Below are 13,714 nucleotides of genomic sequence, written 5' to 3' on the forward strand. Positions count from 1 at the left end.
GCACCACCCCGACCAAGTCACGGAGGTCACGCGAGGACCTGGCGGACCTCGTTGTTCTTCCTCGTCGACGACCTGGTGGGCGGGGACGTCGCGCCGCGGCGAGGATGCGGCGCCTCCGCTCTCGTGGCTCGGCGTCACGCACCTGTCCGGAGGCGGCTCAGGGACTGAGGTCCAGGACGCGGACGAGTTCGCCGACCCACCGTGTGGGAACGGTGGTGGCGATGATGGCGCCGTCGGGTCGCTCGGCTGTGGGTTGGGCGGCGTGGTGTGCGTGGGCCTGGGCCCAGGTTGCGTGTTGGGCGACGGCGAGGGCTGCCGGGAGGTCGAGGCTGAGGAAGGTGATTCCGGGCAGGGAGGCCAGGTGCTCGGCGGTGCCGGGCCGCGCGCGGTCTGCTTCGACGAGGGCACAGGCCGGGGCGTAGAGGTACCAGCCGACCTCGGCGTGGGCGCGGTGGATGAGGCGTGATGCGAGGACGTTACCGGTGCCGGCCGCGGTCATGGCGGTCTCGTCCAGGACGATGTGCGTGGCGTCGGTCACGAGCGCTGAACCTGTGCGAGGCGGCGGTCGAGTTCGTCGTCCAGGTCCGCTTCCTCCGCGGAGCTGGGCGCGTAGCCGGTCCACGCTCGCAGGGCGGCCCTGGCTTTCTCTGCTCGTTCGGCGCGTTCGGTGGGGGTCAGCACGGTCTCGGGGGGCGGGCCAGGTAGGCGCGTAGGGACAGGCCTTCGGCGGCGGCGGCGACGGCGGCCAGCCGATCGCGGGCTTCCTCGGGGATTCTGACGTTGGCGTCGGCCATGACGGTGCCCCTTCCCACCAGATCAGAGTACGGGTACGTACCCGTACCCGCCGCTTTCTGGGCAGTGAACGACGGAGCCGCGTCTGGCCTGGCGGGGCAGAGCCCCGGCAGGTCCCCACCTACGGCGCAGCCGGCTGGACGGCCGTCGCCAACGAGCACGGCCTGACCCTGCCGCGGCCGACCGACCGCAACCTCACCCCGCGGCCCGGCGAACCACCTGCTCGAACCCGTCCGCCAGCTCGTCGAGTCGGTCAACGGCACCCCCTGGGTCGACTCGACCTCGAACGCCACGAAGCGAGGACCCCGGTCGGGGTCCTCGCTCGCGTCGGACGACGCGTCCTGGTCGTGACGGTCGCCATCGGGCACAACCGCACCACCGGCACACCCCTCACTCGATCAGTGACCGCCCACGGCCACCGACCAAGCCTTCGGACTCACTTCGCCTAGGAGGGGTTGCGCACCTCGAACTCGGTCAGTTGGAGGCGGTGGTAGTTGGCCCCTCCCTCGTCGCGGGCGGGCGGGCCGAGCCGGGTCACCTGGAGCCGGACGTACCGGGCGCGGACCCGGTCGAACGTGTAGCTGCGTCCGGCCCCGGCCGGGTTGGGCTCCCCGGTGACCGTGCGCGCGACGGTGGCGGAGGAGGCGCCGGACGCCCTGACCTGGATGGTGAAGTCCACGGGGAACCCGCAGGTCAGCCCGTCAGCGGTGGTGGTGTCCGTACGCGGGTGGAGCACCACCTCGCTGAGGTCCTTGTCCGCGCCGAGGTCGATCTCCACCCACAACGGTGCGGCCGAGACGTCGGCGGAGGTGTGGAAGTTGCTGGTGTAGCCCAGGTCGCCCGGCGTCCCCGTGGTGCTGCCGTTGGTGAGGCGGAAGGCGGACCACTCACCGATCTCCAGGGAGTCGTTGCTGGTCACCGGGCGGTACAGGGCCAGGTTGTCACCGTCCCCCGGGGCCTGGTCGACGCCGGCTCCGACGCAACCGAACTCCCAGCGGCCGGGCTGGTCGATCTCGACGTAGACGTAGTCCTCGTCACGTCCGGTGCACCGCAGACCGGGAACGCCGCCACGGGCCTCGCCGCCGCTGAAGACGGTGCGTCCGCGCACGGTGACGGACGGGTCGGCCCCGCCGAACACCGGCACGCCGATCCTCGCCGGCGCTCCGGGCGGCGCGAGGACCGACAGCTCCACCCGGTCCTCCGCCCGGGTGAACTCGACGGCGATCCGGCCGCGCACGGAGGGCACCACGGCGCGGAACGAGCCGAAGCCGCCGGGCTGCGGCAGCACCTCGAAGGAGCGGTAGCCGGGCTCGGTGGGGCGCACGCCGGCGGCGTACGCGGACAGCGCGTACAGCGGCCCGCCGTTCCAGGCGTGGTTGTCCGTGCCCCCGCGCTTGTCCCACACCTCCCAGAGCGTGTAGCCCGGGTCGGCCACCTGCTGCGCGTACCTCCTGCGCATCCGGCTCTCGGCCACGTCCGGCCGCCGCATCAGGTAGAGCGCTTCCAGGACGTAGAACTCCAGGTAGGGGCTGGCGTTGATGTGGTTGAGGAGCACCGTGGTGATGGCGTCGTGGTTCACGGGGTCGGCGAGCCCGGCCACCACCGCCAGTGCGTTGCCCCGGTCGTCGGTGTCGCCCCGGTAACCCGGCGAGCGGTACGCCTTGGCACCCGCGTCCCACAGCACCCGGTCGAAGTTCCGCTCGATGCTGACCTGCAGGGCCCGCCAGGTGGGGATGTCGGAGTCGTTCCCGGACAGCCGCGCCAGGGTGATGGCGCTGTCGAGCGCCAGGTGGAACCAGGCGTTGTCCAGCACGCGGGCGTCGATCTGGGAACCCCAGTCCTCCCAGTCCCAGTCGCCGGAACGGTGCCTGACCAGGCCGTCGGCGTCCATGGACCACAGCTTGAGGTAGGCCTTGACCTGGGGGTAGACCGACGCGACGGTCTGTTCGTCGCCGGTGTACAGGTGGAAGGTCTGGAAGCTCCAGACGGAGGCGAGCATCTGGGTCGGCAGTTCGCTCTTCCAGTTGCCGGCCGGCACCGGCGAGTAGAGCGCCCCGTCGGGCTTCTGCCACGCGGCCAGTTCCCGGATCGCCTTGCGTCCCAGGGCGTGGCTGCGATGGTCGAACGTGTAGAAGCCCTCCTTGAGCTGGTTGACCACGTCCCCCCACCACTGTGCGCGTTCCCGTGTGGGGCAGTCGAAGTAGGTGTCCCGCATGTTCAGGTACATGGTGCGCGCGGCCTTGCCCCACAGGACGTCGAAGAAGGCGTCACTGGAGGAGAACGACCCGGTGAAGTCGGTGTCGTAGCCGCTCTCGCGGTACTTCAGGGCCAGCACCCGCACGCCCTCGGGGATGGTGTACCGGACGTCGGTGCCGCTCATCCACCCCAGCGACTCGAACTCCTGGACACCGCCGGTGGTGACGTACGTGGAGCGGACGTTGGCCTCACCGCCGTCCCGGTAGTGGTCCGTCTGGATGCCGATGACCGCACCGGCGGGCGCGTCCACCTTCAGGTAGGGGGTCACCTGGAGGTTGGACGGCAGGGTCGCGACGATCGGGGTGCCGCCGGTGCCCGTGGCGGGCAGGTCGGCCTGGTTGGTGTAGTCGAGCAGGCCGCTGTGCCGGAAGAACGGGATCGGGCGGGCCACCAGGGCGTTCCACGGGGCCGCGCCGGCGGGACCGAGGTCGGTGGCGGCCGGCCAGGAGGCGTCGTCGAACCCGGGGCCCGTCCAGTCGTCGAACGGCGCGCCCTGCCGGGCGTCGTAGTGCACGTTGGACTCGGGGAGCCGGTAGTTGGGCTGCCCGCCGCCGCTGCTCGCCCGGTAACCGGGGTGTACGGACGCCTTCCAGTCCGTTCCGCTGGGAACCACCACGCGCCCGTCCGGGGTGTCGGCGACGCACTCGAAGAGCAGGCCGGCCCGGCCGCTGTCCTGGTGGGAGAAGCCGTTCTTCCCGAAGTACCAGACCAGCACGGCCAGCGTGTTCGTGCCCTGCCGCAGGTACGGCGCGAGGTCGATCTCGTCACAGTAGGTGTCGTTCGGGTTCGGTCCGCGCTTCAGGCCGCCTTCGAAGACCACCATCTGGTCGTTGATCCACAGCCAGTACTTGGTGTCGGCGGCGATCCGTGCCGGGGCCGACACCGGGGCGCCGGGCAGGTCGAGGGAACGCCGGTAGGCGGTCCACTGGTTGGCGGCGCTGGAGGCCGTGCCCATCCACCGGGTGCGGGGGTCGAACGGGCGGCCGCTCCCCGCGGTCCCGGGGGTGGCCGCGAACGCGGGGGCCGCCGACGCGAAGGGGACGGCGGCGACCGCCGTGGCCGCGGCGGCGATGCCCAGGACGCGACGACGCGAGTACGGGTGGGTCGGCTCAGCACATCTGTCGGAGTGGGGTGTCACGAGGGTCAGCCTCCGTGCGTCATTGCGCCGACGCCCACGTGCTGCGCATCAACGCAATTGAATCGTTTAATTCATTGAGGGCAGACGCTAGAGGCTTCCGGGGCGTTGGACAAGACTCCTGACACGACCAATGGGCGTGCACTTCAGCAGGTGGGCGCGAGCCGCGCGACCACGGACCCGGGAGGTCGAGCCCGCACCCCAGCAACCGCACCGCTTGTAATTGAACGATTCAACACCTCGGTGCCGCACCGGGGACGGAAGCGGGCCACCCGGGCGACGGTGTCAACCGCGCGGCGGCGCACCACATCCAGGGTCCCTCGAGCTGTCGCGGGGGACGCTTGCCCTTCTCCGGCGAGTCGTTGCTCGTCGTCACCGACGACGTGCGGCTGGTCGCCCCCACGGCCTTCCCGGCGCTGCCGGAACGCACTGCGTGGCTGGTGGCCACGCGCACCGTCCGCCCGCCCCCGCCGCTCGAGGCCGCCGACCGGCTGCGGCTCGCCCCGCTGTCGCGCGCCGCCGTCGAGGAGTTGGGCACCGACCTCATCGGTACCCGGCCGGCTCAGGACCTGCTGGCCCTGGTCGTCGGTGCCGGCGGGCCCACGCGCTGGCCACCGCGGCCGCGCACCGGGAGCTGACCGCGTGCGAGGACGAGGCGCGCGATCCTGGGCCTGTTCGTGGACGACCAGCGAGGACTGGGCGTGGGTGCGCACGTCCCGGATCACGTGCGCGCTCCAGGCCAGACGGAGGCGCTAGCCGGGCGCCGTGGCCCGAACGTCGCGCTCGCGCACGTTCTTCGGCAGCCTCTCCCTGATCTCCGCCACGGTCACCCCTCGCAGCGACGCCCGCCACGCCTCGTGCGCCGCCGCCATCACCGAACTGACCGTGCAGGGCAGACGGCACTCCTCGGGAGGCACCCCGCCCGTGCCCCGCTGGCGGATCTCCTGGCAGACGAACGGGGAGGCAGAGCCCTCGATGGCCTCGAGCACGTCCAGCGCGGTGATCTCCTCCGGCGGTCGGGCCAACCGGAAACCGCCCTTGGGGCCGGAGGTCGCCTGGAGGACGCCGGACCGCACCAGGGCCTGGAGGTGTTTCGCAAGATAGGTCTCCGGCAGTGCGAACTGCTGGGCGAGCGTGCGTCGGGAAACCGGCGCTCCGTCAGGGTCCTGCGCCAGCAGGACCACACAGTGCAACCCCCACTCCACCCCTTGCGAGAGCTTCATGACATGAGTCTATACTTCCGTATCGAGGACATCCAATGTCCACGATACCGACCAAGCTCGTCGTGTTCCGTCCTGCGATGTCCCCGCACCGGCTGAGGAGTTCGATGACCGACGCGCTGTCTCCCCCCGAGACGAAGGAAGAGCCGTTATCCGCGGCACGCGTCGGACCGGTCCTCGCCGTGCTGCTCTCGGCGACGTTCATCACGCAGTTCGACTTCTTCGTCGTCAACGTGGCCGCGCCGTCCCTGGAGACCGACCTCGGCGCCAGCTCCTCCGCGCTCGAACTCATCGTCGGCGGTTACGCCTTCGCCTACGCCGGCGGCATGATCACCGGCGGTCGGCTGGGCGACATGTACGGCCACCGGCGGCTGTTCGTCATCGGCGTCCTCGGCTTCGCCTTCGCCTCGCTGCTGTGCGGCGTCACCGCCAACCCCGAACAACTCGTCGCCGCCCGCCTCGCCCAGGGCCTCACCGGCGCCCTGATGGCCCCCCAGGTCCTGGCCGTCGTCACGGCCGACTTCCCCGACGCGCTCAAACCGAAGGCGATGGCCGGCTACGGCGTCGCGGCCGGGCTCGGGTCCATCGCGGGCCAGGTCCTCGGCGGCGCCATGATCGAGGCCGACCTCGCCGGGCTCGGCTGGCGGCTGATCTTCCTGGTCAACGTCCCCTACTGCCTGCTGGTCGCCCTCCTCGCGCCCGGCATCCTGCCGTCGCCCAGGTCCCGCCACCGCACCACCCTCGACCCGGTCGGCGCGGTCGGCGTCGCCACGGCGCTCGCCCTGCTGCTGGTGCCGCTCACCATGGGCCACAGCCAGGGCTGGCCCGCCTGGACCTGGATCAGCATGGCCTGCGCCGTCCCCGTCGGTGCCGCGGTGATGTACGGGGAGCTGCTGCTCAACCGCCGCGACGCCAGCCCCGTGCTGGACCTGGGCCTCTTCCGCAGCCCGTCGTTCCGCGCCGGGATCATCGCCAGCGTCGCGTTCATGCTCTACTTCGGCAGCTTCATGTTCACCCTCACGCTCCTGCTCCAGTCCGGCCTCGGCCTGGACGCGTTCGAGGCGGGCCTGGTCTTCTCCCCCATGGGCGTGACGTTCATGCTGACGTCCGTGATCGGCGGACGGCTGACCGACCGGTTCGGGGTGATCGCGCTCGTGGTCAGCAGCGCCGTCACCGCGGCCGGCCTGCTGATGCTCGCCGCGCCGCTGTACTCGATCGGCGACGACACCAGCGTGGCCTGGGTGGTGATCTGCCTGTGCCTGATCGGGGCGGGCAACGGGGTCGTGCTGCCCGCGCTGTTCGGGGCCGCCCTGATGCGGGTCCAGCCCAGGAAGGCCGGGATCGCGTCGGGCATCCTCACCACCACGCAGCAGTTCGCCAGCTCCGCCGGCGTCGCGGTCATCGGCGCGGTGTTCTTCGCCGTGGCCGGGGACGCGCCGAACGGCGACGACTACTCCGACGCCATGGCCCGGGCCACCGCCATCAGCGTGCTGCTGGTCATCGCCGTGATGTGGATGACCTGGACGTTCAAACGGCTCGCCGACGAGCCCAAGGGGTAGCCCCACCACCCCACCCAGACACCGGGTCGCCCCTCCCTCCCCCGGCGGGGGGCGGCCCGGCTTCCTCTTGCGCACCCGCCCGGGCGCCGGCGCCCGGGCGGGGCAGGCCAGGGCACCGCCCGCACCGCCGTTCACCACCCGCTGCCACCACGGGCGTCACCACCAGGGCGGCCCTCCTCCGGCGTGTGGCTCGACGAGCACGCCGCCATCGGGCACCGGCGGCTGACCGTCATCGACCTCGACGGCGGCGTCCAGCCCATGCCCGTCGGGCACGACGGCCACACGGTAGCCGCCCTCACCTCCAGCGGCGAGGTCCTCAACCACCGCGAGCTGCGCGCCGAACTCGCCGCCCTCGGCCACACGTTCCGCACCAAGAGCGACACCGAGGTGGTCCTGCGGGCGTTCCTGGAGTGGGGCGAGGACCTCGCGGGGCGGCTGTACGGCATGCATGCGTTCGCCGTGTGGGAACCGGCCGCCCGCCAACTGCCCCTGGTCCGCGGGCTGCTGGGCTCCCCCGCCGTCCAGACCGCGACGACGCCCGGGGCGGGACCCGGGCCAGCACCGAGCTGCTCCTCCAACTCGACACCTTGCTGCGGACATAGGACGTGTCCCTGGAGCTGTAGGCCCCGCCCTGGTGGCCACCGCCGGCCCCGAACCCGCCATTGGGGTTGGTCCAGGGCCGGCTGACGCCGTCGTGCGGCTGGGTCGGGCCAGCGCTCAGCCGCACATGGCGGCGAACCGCACGAACCGCTCCCACGCGTCGCGGCCAACGGTGAGGTGCGGCCCGCCCTTGTCCTTGGAGTCACGCACATGCACTGCCTGGTCGGTCACAGCGACCTCCACACAGTCGTCACCCGACGAGCCGCTGTAGCTGGACTTGAACCAGGCGAGTTCCGACATGCTCACAGCTCTCCTCGCAGTCGCTCCAGCAGAACCCGGGATTCTTTGGGGCTCAGGGCCTGCGAGCGCAGTGTGTCATAGCGCTGGTGGAGAAGGCTCACCTCTTTCACGTCAGCAATCAGCCGTCCGTTCTCCTGTCCCTCGGAGTACGCGAGCCGCCGCCCCTCGGGGGTCTCCAGCAGCCGTACGGGGCCGTCCATGCAGGCGTGGAACTCCGCCTCCGTCGGCATGATCTGAAGCGTGACATTGCGTGGGGCGGTGTGTTCAAGCACATGGTCAAGCTGATCGCGCAGCACTTCCGTTCCCCCCAGCCGCCGCCGGAAGACCGCTTCCTCGACGATGAAGCTGAACGGGATGTTGGGCCGTTCACGCAGCATCCTCTGCCGCTCTAACCTGGCCCTGACCTGCGCCTCCAACTGCTCGTCCATGAGCAGCGGGATGCGGTTCTCGAACAGCGCCCGCGCGTACGCCTCCGTCTGCAACAGCCCCGGCACCAGCCGGCACTCGTACGTGTACAGGCTCAACGCCACCTTCTCCAGCCTGGCCCACTGCCGGAACCACGCCGCCAACCCGGGCTCACCCCGCGACAGGTGTCTGGCGGCCCTGCGCAGTGCGCCGGTGTTCCCCAGGGCCAGCTCCGCGCGTTCCACAAAGGACTGGTCCGGCATGCGGCGTCCCAGCTCCACGGATTCCACGGTGTGCTTGGAGAAGCAGACCTTCTCGCCGAAGGCGACCCTGGTGTAGCCGGCGTGTTCCCGCAGGGCCTGGACAACGGCTCCGAACGTCCGCAGGCTGTCCGAGGGTTTGGGTTCCCGCTCGAAGGCGACGGTCTCCGCCGCTTCGGTGTCGTCGGTGGTCATAGGCGCGGCCCCTTTTCTGGTGCTGTACGTGTGATGTCCCCGCGATCCGACCGGCTCAGGGTGCCGGACCAGCCAACGGACTGTCCACCGAACGTGCCCGTACGCTCGCGCTGCGTACGGGGCGCGCCGCTGGCCGATGTCGGTGCGGGGCCGCCACCGTTGCCCCATGAGTCCACCCACGCCCCACGTTCCCACCGCCACGCGCACGTTCGCCCTGCTGCTGTCGTCCACCCGGCGCGGGGCCCGGCTCGCCCGGTTGCTCGCGGTCGAACAGTTGCGGACCTGGCAGGTGCCGCCCGGGGTGACCTGGCGCGTCGAGCAGATCGTCGCCGAACTGTCCGCCAACGCCGCGCTGCACGGACGGGTCGCGGGCCGGGACTTCGGACTGTCCCTCACCCTCGACACCGCCGCGGGAACCCTCCGCGTCGAGGTCGAAGACACCCGAGGCGAGGAACCACCCACGCTGCGGCCTGACTTCCGACCGAACGCCGAGTCAGGCCGCGGCCTGCTCCTGGTCACGGCGCTCGCCAACCGCTGGGGCACGGAACCCCGTCCGCCCACGGGCAAGGTCGTGTGGGCCGAAGTGGACCTGAACGAACGCCCCGACGCCGGCCGCCGGAGCTGAGGAGCGGGCCTGTCAGGGAACCCCCTGGCGGAAGCCCCCCAGAGGTTGTCCCGTAACTGCTGGTCACGGGTGAGATGATCTCGCTGTGACTGGTGTAATCACGGCATCGGAACCCTCCTGGATAGCCCCGTTCGCCGGGCTGAGCGCGCGGCAGTTCGGCAAGCTGATCATCGCGCTGCGGCGCGATGGAGCCGATCCGGTCCACCGGGGCCGGTCGTGGTCGCTGCTGCTGGAGGACCGGGGCCTGCTGGTGGCCGCGTACTGGCGCACCAACCTCACCCTGCGCCAACTCGCTCCTCTGTTCGGGATTCCAAGTCGGCCGCCGACGACATCGTCGCCCACCTCCGGCCAGCTCTCGCGCTCCGGCCACGGCGGCGCTTTCGCAGGGACACGGTGCTGATCGTGGACGGCACGCTGGTTCCCACCCGCGACCGGGCCGTGTCCGCATCCAGCAAGAACTACCGCTACAGCACCAACCACCAGGTAGTCATCGATGCCGACACCGGGCTGGTCGTCGCCGTCGGGAAACCGCTGCCGGACTACCGCAATGACTGCCGGACCTGGGAGGACTGCGCGCGAAGACCGCCGTCGGTACCGCAGGACGCAACTATCGAAGGCTGTCCCAGTCGATTTCCGGATCCTCGACGACCTCAACCATGGCTGGCCGGTCGAGACGCTGCCCGTTCATGTGACCGGCAACCCAGTTGATACACTCAGGGCGATTCCCTGTACGCAGACAGCAGAATTCCGCCACTGCGGCCTGAATTCGAGAAAGGGGCAGGGTGCTGGCCGGGTCATGGAAGAGGGGGTACCCAGGGTCCGATACAACGCGTGGATCAAAATCTAGAGGTTCGGGATTATCGGAAATCCAGACGGAATTATGAACCTCTCCTTCTTCAGGAAATCCCTCATCAACGAACCACACTAGAGCCCCATATTCATAACGTCGATTGATCGCCACACGTAGGTTACTCCCCCCACCGGGGTCGGTCTCAGTATGCCGTCGATTTGCAATGCAGAACCACGCATCTTCGCCGGGATACCAGGATCCCGCGTCCTCCTTTTCTCCCTGCAAGCCCTCCACGACCTCGGCGACAAGCCGAGATGTCTCGTCGGAAGTCTCAGCGTGGCGCCACTCGCCTTTGAAAAATACGCTCAGAAACACGGCCTTCGCCTTCCTGGTCATCTAAACAGCGTGCCCGACCCTGGAGCGCGATGCTCTGCATGCTACCTGCTGCGCCTCTGAACCAGACCGTCATACTTGAGCCTTGGGAAGCATCGCCGGAACCGCTGATGAGCACGAGAACTTTCCTGCACACGGCCCGCCAGAGTGGTTGATTACAACATTTAGCGACGTGACGCCGGCCTGCCGCATACGCCAAGCAAGCTTCGTCTCCACGTGTGTGATTGACGCGTGGGGTCCACTCGCCGGATTGGCTATGCTTGGTAAATCCATGAGGAACTGGTTGATTTCACCCGAAGAGGATGAGTGGCCGCTCTTGAACGGTGCCCAAATCTGGACGCACCGTGTCGTTGATATTCACAACCTGGCCGACCATGGGATCACCACTCGCGCGCGCCGGAAGCTCGTCAGCAATGCCACCGATGTTCCAGTTGGGAACCAGTACGGGGGTCTCGTCTGCGAGCACATAGTACGTGTGCAGGTCGGCGACCGTTCGTAAATGGACTATCGGTGTTACCAAGATGATGCATCTCCGATGTAGCGTTTCCGCCACGAGGAACCGCCACGCCATCGACCTCGTCGTGATCAAGGACCTGCTCGGCCACGCCCACCTCGGCGTCACCGCCACCGTCCACACCTACGTCCGACTTCGCCTCCAGCGCCGAGCCATCGATACCCTCAGCAACGTCCTCCGCGCTCCCACTCCGAGCGCCACCGAGCTCGGCGACGGCGACGAACTGCCGCTTTGCGCGGAAGTCATTCGCCAAAGTTGCCGTCAAGGCGCCCAGAAGCCCCGTCAGAGCGATTCCGGCGGAACTTGCTGATTTTACTACCGTGAGGCTTGCAGAATCCAATCCTCCAGCCCCAGCACGACCGCTTCTAGCTGGGCCTCAAAATCTGCAACAGAGAGCCTTCCACTGTCGAAAGATCGCCACACTTCGGTCAGGGAATCAACCAAATCACTCTGCCCCATTAGGAGATCAGATAGCTCTTCTCCACTCAGCAAATGCTTCCCTTTGGAAATCACCCAGACGACACCCGCTGCGTCCGCCGAGATTCCTCGCCCCGCGAGCTCGATAGTGCGCCACGAAACCCTAGGGTCAGCAGCCACCTTGAGGAACACATCGAGCGCCTCGGAGTTTCTTGCAGTCATCCACGCTCCTTGCGATCGGGACACAGTGCTTGAAAGAACTGGTCAAGACGTCATTAGTGATAGGCCTACTGGCCGCGGAGAGGAATTTCCTCGCCCACGGAATGGCTGCCTTTCCTTCCGGAACCTCAGCCCCTCCTGCCCGCAAAACATATGCCCAGTATGTCAGGCAACTATTCCCCAGCGGGTGATACGGACTCCAGCTTCCCTGCGTGTCCTTCGGGAATTCCAGGGCCGCCTCAGCGTTCGGAAGTTCGACGTCTCTGCTCATAATGCTCGGTGGGCCGGAATACGGTGATACTACAGCTTCCCCATCGTGAGGCATTGTCGTCCTCGGTGGTGATGGTGCCCGCGACAGGGCGGGTGGTGGTGCCTGTGGTGGGGTCGGTGACGGTGACCTTGTCACCGGGTTCGACGTCCTCGATGTTCTTGCTGGAGCCATCGGCGAGGAGAACGTCAGTGGCGGGCAGGAAGCTGTGGAAACAGGTGTTGGCGACACCGGATTGGATACGAGCGGGTATGTTCGCCGGTGCTTTGGGGACGGACTTACCCGGGGTCTTCGAGGAGGCCTTACCGAGCGCCTTCAGCAGAAGCTTCCACACCTTCGGCGCTTTGGTGGAGCGTCCTCACACCCGCGCCTGCACCAGACTCCACCGCAAAGCGGGCCTCGACCGCCACCCTACTCATGGAACAGGGCGTCGAGCTCGTCGTGATCAAGGAACTCCTCGGCCACGCCCACATCAGCGTCACCCCCGGCGTCTACACCCACGTCCGACTCCGGCTCCAACTCCAGGCCATCGACACCCTCAACGACGCCCTCGGCGGTCAGCACGACGACCCTGACGACCGCCCACTGTGGTCGCCGTCCGCTGACGTTGCCGTCAGCGTTGCCGTCAAACGGCACGGAGCCCTCATCGACATCACTGTCGATGAGGGCTCCGTCGCACTGCTACCAGGTTCCGATAACCCCGCCAGGAATCACGGGGAAATTGTCGGAGTATTCCACTCGGCGCACTCCGCTACGACTCGCGCAATCTGCCGACGCTTCGGATAACTGGAGTGAACCTTAGAGAGGCGTTCCGCGTACAATTCCGCGACATCAGCCCCCTCTTCGGACAACAAGCGAAAGTCACCCTCGCGCCATATTTCTTCAACTCCCCGCAGAGTCGTCTTGATTCCCTGAAACTCAGCCCTCGAGTATCCGCCGCCGGCCTGCAACAGATCATCGCAGGAATCCCAGAAGTTCCCCACACTGGATCTGATCCTCCATTCACGATCGTCTGAAGGCAGCTCTTGCGACGCCACCAGAATCGCTACGCCAGCAGCTGTCGATTGAAAATATGACGGGTCAGACGATTCCTCCAGGGCGCCGATCTCGCTTCGCCAGTTCCTCAGCGAGGCGATCCTCTCTGCACCTCCAGGAACTGCTGGACCGCTGCACCCAGCGACGATGCCATCGATCTCTGCCAGGTGCGAGGCCCCCGCGACCTCAAGGATGGGTCGCATCCTGGCGAGAGACAGCCCTCCGGTCAGGCTCCACAAATCCATCAGCCGCCACCCCCTAGAACCACTCGCCATGGCGTGTTTCCAGTACCCGACACTCCGGTGCCCTTGCCGATCGGGCTTGGTGTGAGGCCCACGCCTGGACCTGTCGCTTGCGCGAAGCATGCAGGGCACATCCTAGTCGACGAAGCCATCCCTGTGATCTCCCAGTCGCTTCCCAAGCGACTCATGATCGTAGCCTCGGCATGGCCTTGCCCGGGGATGTAGCGCTCGCCGCGCAGCGGCGCATTGCCCCCCTCCATTCATTGGGAAGACCCGTGCGTTCAGTTGCAACCCACGTTTCAGATCGACCCGTATTCACGTTCCGAACTCGGGCAACCGCAACTGTCGATGCCTCGTCGGCCCGCGTTGCATAAAGCTCGCGGGCACCGCCGCAATTGTGAACCAGGACCGGCGTGGCCCCCGCGAGCACATAGTACGTGTGGATGTCGCGGATGGTGAGGTCGTGGGTGCGTTGTTGTTTGTGGTGGG

At 68.1% G+C, this 13,714-nt stretch carries 14 protein-coding genes and 5 pseudogenes; 8 read left to right on the top strand and 11 right to left on the bottom strand.

Going from position 1 to position 13,714, the window contains the following annotated elements:
- Positions 1-157: 157 nt before the first annotated feature.
- Together A3IG_RS0119695 and A3IG_RS30520 are read right to left on the bottom strand one after the other, a co-directional pair.
- The gene (locus A3IG_RS0119695; protein ID WP_018385310.1) at positions 158-538 is read right to left on the bottom strand and encodes a PIN domain-containing protein; all 381 of its coding nucleotides are present in this window, start codon (positions 536-538) and stop codon (positions 158-160) included.
- Positions 535-794, bottom strand: a pseudogene (locus A3IG_RS30520) (hypothetical protein). The gene A3IG_RS0119695 and the pseudogene A3IG_RS30520 overlap by 4 nt, the downstream one beginning before the upstream one ends.
- A 153-nt stretch (positions 795-947) precedes the next feature.
- On the opposite strand from A3IG_RS30520, the pseudogene A3IG_RS36060 reads away from it, so the two are divergent.
- Positions 948-1,241: pseudogene (locus A3IG_RS36060) on the top strand (IS982 family transposase); the annotation flags it as partial.
- Here A3IG_RS36060 and A3IG_RS30525 read toward each other — a convergent pair.
- Positions 1,238-4,186 (bottom strand): alpha-L-rhamnosidase-related protein, encoded by a 2,949-nt coding sequence (locus A3IG_RS30525; protein WP_018385311.1) that lies wholly within the window; start codon positions 4,184-4,186, stop codon positions 1,238-1,240. The pseudogene A3IG_RS36060 and the gene A3IG_RS30525 overlap by 4 nt on opposite strands.
- Before the next feature lie 338 nt (positions 4,187-4,524).
- Between A3IG_RS30525 and A3IG_RS0119710 the strand changes: the two genes are divergently transcribed.
- Positions 4,525-4,821 (top strand): hypothetical protein, encoded by a 297-nt coding sequence (locus A3IG_RS0119710; protein ID WP_018385312.1) that lies wholly within the window; start codon positions 4,525-4,527, stop codon positions 4,819-4,821.
- A gap of 114 nt (positions 4,822-4,935) precedes the next feature.
- Here A3IG_RS0119710 and A3IG_RS0119715 read toward each other — a convergent pair whose 3' ends face one another.
- The gene (locus A3IG_RS0119715; protein ID WP_018385313.1) at positions 4,936-5,406 is read right to left on the bottom strand and encodes an RrF2 family transcriptional regulator; all 471 of its coding nucleotides are present in this window, start codon (positions 5,404-5,406) and stop codon (positions 4,936-4,938) included.
- Between the two features lie 35 nt (positions 5,407-5,441).
- On the opposite strand from A3IG_RS0119715, the gene A3IG_RS0119720 reads away from it, so the two are divergent.
- Positions 5,442-6,962, top strand: a complete 1,521-nt coding sequence (locus tag A3IG_RS0119720; protein WP_018385314.1) for an MFS transporter — start codon at positions 5,442-5,444, stop codon at positions 6,960-6,962.
- A gap of 183 nt (positions 6,963-7,145) precedes the next feature.
- Entirely contained in the window at positions 7,146-7,649 is a 504-nt protein-coding gene (locus A3IG_RS35990) for a class II glutamine amidotransferase domain-containing protein (protein WP_026220446.1), read from the top strand.
- 30 nt (positions 7,650-7,679) lie between these two features.
- Here the strand turns inward: A3IG_RS35990 and A3IG_RS0119730 are convergent, their stop codons facing one another.
- Both A3IG_RS0119730 and A3IG_RS0119735 read right to left on the bottom strand, forming a co-directional pair.
- Complete coding sequence (locus A3IG_RS0119730; RefSeq protein ID WP_018385316.1) at positions 7,680-7,868, bottom strand: DUF397 domain-containing protein; 189 nt, start codon at positions 7,866-7,868, stop codon at positions 7,680-7,682.
- Entirely contained in the window at positions 7,865-8,722 is an 858-nt protein-coding gene (locus A3IG_RS0119735) for a helix-turn-helix domain-containing protein (RefSeq protein WP_018385317.1), read from the bottom strand. Before A3IG_RS0119735 ends, A3IG_RS0119730 begins: the two co-directional genes overlap by 4 nt.
- Before the next feature lie 166 nt (positions 8,723-8,888).
- On the opposite strand from A3IG_RS0119735, the gene A3IG_RS0119740 reads away from it, so the two are divergent.
- Both A3IG_RS0119740 and A3IG_RS30535 read left to right on the top strand, forming a co-directional pair.
- The gene (locus A3IG_RS0119740; RefSeq protein WP_018385318.1) at positions 8,889-9,347 is read left to right on the top strand and encodes an ATP-binding protein; all 459 of its coding nucleotides are present in this window, start codon (positions 8,889-8,891) and stop codon (positions 9,345-9,347) included.
- Between the two features lie 85 nt (positions 9,348-9,432).
- A pseudogene (locus A3IG_RS30535) lies at positions 9,433-9,917 on the top strand (transposase family protein); the annotation flags it as partial.
- Positions 9,918-9,954: 37 nt separating this feature from the next.
- Here A3IG_RS30535 and A3IG_RS32805 read toward each other — a convergent pair.
- Together A3IG_RS32805 and A3IG_RS35995 are read right to left on the bottom strand one after the other, a co-directional pair.
- Positions 9,955-10,533 (bottom strand): Imm1 family immunity protein, encoded by a 579-nt coding sequence (locus tag A3IG_RS32805; protein WP_078500711.1) that lies wholly within the window; start codon positions 10,531-10,533, stop codon positions 9,955-9,957.
- A 69-nt stretch (positions 10,534-10,602) separates the two neighbouring features.
- Positions 10,603-10,803 carry a DddA-like double-stranded DNA deaminase toxin gene (locus tag A3IG_RS35995; RefSeq protein WP_078500712.1) on the bottom strand — a complete coding sequence of 67 codons (201 nt, stop codon included), beginning with the start codon at positions 10,801-10,803 and terminating at the stop codon, positions 10,603-10,605.
- Positions 10,804-11,111: 308 nt separating this feature from the next.
- On the opposite strand from A3IG_RS35995, the gene A3IG_RS30540 reads away from it, so the two are divergent.
- Positions 11,112-11,354: a hypothetical protein gene (locus A3IG_RS30540; protein WP_236719209.1), complete on the top strand. Its 243-nt coding sequence runs from the start codon at positions 11,112-11,114 to the stop codon at positions 11,352-11,354.
- A 5-nt stretch (positions 11,355-11,359) separates the two neighbouring features.
- Here the strand turns inward: A3IG_RS30540 and A3IG_RS34350 are convergent, their stop codons facing one another.
- Together A3IG_RS34350 and A3IG_RS32815 are read right to left on the bottom strand one after the other, a co-directional pair.
- On the bottom strand, positions 11,360-11,683 hold the full coding sequence (locus tag A3IG_RS34350) for a hypothetical protein (RefSeq protein WP_157862312.1): 324 nt from the start codon (positions 11,681-11,683) through the stop codon (positions 11,360-11,362).
- Positions 11,684-11,919: 236 nt separating this feature from the next.
- A complete protein-coding gene (locus A3IG_RS32815) occupies positions 11,920-12,282 on the bottom strand; it encodes a hypothetical protein (protein WP_078500714.1) in 363 nt (120 codons plus the stop codon).
- Between the two features lie 59 nt (positions 12,283-12,341).
- Between A3IG_RS32815 and A3IG_RS35345 the strand changes: the two are divergent.
- Positions 12,342-12,533 (top strand): annotated as a pseudogene (locus tag A3IG_RS35345) (tyrosine-type recombinase/integrase); the annotation flags it as partial.
- A gap of 694 nt (positions 12,534-13,227) precedes the next feature.
- Here the strand turns inward: A3IG_RS35345 and A3IG_RS36000 are convergent.
- Positions 13,228-13,714: pseudogene (locus A3IG_RS36000) on the bottom strand (hypothetical protein); the annotation flags it as partial.

The sequence above is a fragment of the Wenjunlia vitaminophila DSM 41686 genome (genome assembly GCF_000380165.1).
In the GTDB taxonomy this organism is placed as follows: domain Bacteria; phylum Actinomycetota; class Actinomycetes; order Streptomycetales; family Streptomycetaceae; genus Wenjunlia; species Wenjunlia vitaminophila.

Bases quoted from the DNA above. Each gene is read 5' to 3' on its own strand.
- A3IG_RS32805 (WP_078500711.1), bottom strand. From the start codon at position 10,533: ATGACCAGGAAGGCGAAGGCCGTGTTTCTGAGCGTATTTTTCAAAGGC.
- A3IG_RS0119715 (WP_018385313.1), bottom strand. From the start codon at position 5,406: ATGAAGCTCTCGCAAGGGGTGGAGTGGGGGTTGCACTGTGTGGTCCTG.
- A3IG_RS34350 (WP_157862312.1), bottom strand. From the start codon at position 11,683: ATGACTGCAAGAAACTCCGAGGCGCTCGATGTGTTCCTCAAGGTGGCT.
- A3IG_RS0119740 (WP_018385318.1), top strand. From the start codon at position 8,889: ATGAGTCCACCCACGCCCCACGTTCCCACCGCCACGCGCACGTTCGCC.
- A3IG_RS0119720 (WP_018385314.1), top strand. From the start codon at position 5,442: ATGTCCACGATACCGACCAAGCTCGTCGTGTTCCGTCCTGCGATGTCC.
- A3IG_RS0119735 (WP_018385317.1), bottom strand. From the start codon at position 8,722: ATGACCACCGACGACACCGAAGCGGCGGAGACCGTCGCCTTCGAGCGG.
- A3IG_RS35995 (WP_078500712.1), bottom strand. From the start codon at position 10,803: ATGGATTTACCAAGCATAGCCAATCCGGCGAGTGGACCCCACGCGTCA.